2 protein-coding genes are annotated in these 1,686 nt (G+C 45.6%); both read left to right on the top strand.

Annotated features, from left to right (window positions below):
* On the top strand, positions 1-377 hold a 377-nt coding region (locus ABD892_RS10780; RefSeq protein ID WP_345195637.1), incomplete at its 5' end, for a GNAT family N-acetyltransferase.
* A gap of 627 nt (positions 378-1,004) precedes the next feature.
* Positions 1,005-1,625 carry a C2H2-type zinc finger protein gene (locus ABD892_RS10775; RefSeq protein ID WP_345195636.1) on the top strand — a complete coding sequence of 207 codons (621 nt, stop codon included), beginning with the start codon at positions 1,005-1,007 and terminating at the stop codon, positions 1,623-1,625.
* Positions 1,626-1,686 lie beyond the last annotated feature (61 nt).

Raw genomic sequence — 1,686 nt, 5'->3', positions numbered from 1 at the left:
GGGTCATTGATTACTCACTGACCACCCCCTGTTTAAGTTGGAAATTTCAGAAGAGGCGACAACTATGCTGGCACAGGGGGGTGGTGGAAGTGGAAGGTAATCTTGTCGCGGGATTCCTGGCGCAATATAACCACATCAGCCAGTTTTCGGATGACCGTGTTGCGTTTGAAAATGGCTTTTTCGTTCATCCGGCCTACCGTTGCCATGGGATTGCGGGGCAGTTGTTTGCGGTGTATGAGCAGTGGGCCAAAGAGAATGGCTGCCGGTATACCTATTGTTCAGTTACGACTGAAGTAGATGAGGAAAAGACGATTTCTCGTTTGGAAAAATTGGGATATGAGCGATGCGGTACCTTGCTCAAGAAGGTATTTACATAATTCGTTAGCGTGAATATTGGTTGTGTCTTTTGGATGGGAATGGATTCGGCGTGTGTTTGATAATGTTTATCTTTACCTGATTGTTAGGAGCCATTTCAAAACTATTAACGCGATTTTTATATGCGTGGTGGGCAAATGTTGCATAGTGCTTTTGAGTGTGACTGTGTGCCCTTTTTATATGTTCGCCTGGGTAGTAAGGTTTTGAGATGGCTTCTAAGTGTTTTTGTGTTTTGGTTGCTTACTCCCATTCTGTTTTCATGAATTTAAGAAATTATCATATTTGATCTGATATGCATGATGTCATTATTGCGGTCAAAGACGCTTGTATTGACGCAGCAGATATCGACATTTGGGTGACGCAAAAATACAATAAAAGCCTGAACACGAGTCGGTGTTATAAAAATAAAACGTATTTGGTCAGTACAGTTGGCATTTTTGTTATCTAAACCTTTCTGTTAGTTATGTCTATGAATTAAGCGGTATAAATTACGTTAATGCTTACGTAAGCAGCCAGTTATTGCAGTGCTTATTATGGATAAATTCATTGGCCACAGTTTCAGTCCCGTATCAATAAACTCACCGGAGTCTTCGGCATCGTCACGGGAATCAACGAGCCGTGATGATGGCATGTTTTCTGTTCAGGCCTCTGATCCGCTCGAAATGCCGTTATTCCCTGCTGATGTATCTAGAGGTGGGGTATCAGAAAAATCCATCGTATTGTCCAGTTCTCAGGGTGATCATGCTCATACCGTTTCTGCACATGACAGCAGTGGTCTGGAGTTAACTTATTTGCTGGATCCCGACGTGAATCCAACGGAGAGTCTGTTCGCTATACCAATGTTGAGTAGTGAAGCTGTACAGGAGTGGACTCCGTCGTTCCCTGATCCTGGAGAGCAGGACGTAACTGGTGCCCAAGGGGCTGCCGAAATAATGCCGGAAGTGGCAAGCGTTGAACCGGGTGGAAACGTTGGTATGTTTGAGGAGGCAGCTTCCTCCGGTACAGGTAGCCACATGATGCCCGAAGAGCATGCATCGGCCGCTACAGTTGGGCTACCCCAGCCTGAGTTGGCAACCCGTACCGGACGTCGTAACTTTGTGTGCGAGGAGTGTCCACGCCGTTTTGCGACGAAAAACAGTCTGGCTGCCCACAGGCGAACCCATACAAAAGAGGTGTCAATTAAATGCGGGGTCAGGGATTGTGGCGCCACTTTTAACAATTTTGATCTTTATACCTTAAATCCCGCTTAACCTTGGGAATGTGAGCAAGCTGGCCGTACTTTTGGCAACAGAGTACAGTTTTTGCACAAAA

The organism is Kistimonas scapharcae (assembly GCF_039540975.1).
Lineage (GTDB): Bacteria > Pseudomonadota > Gammaproteobacteria > Pseudomonadales > Endozoicomonadaceae > Kistimonas > Kistimonas scapharcae.
Note: the sequence above shows the minus strand (reverse complement) of the source record. Positions and strands in the feature narration are given on the sequence as shown.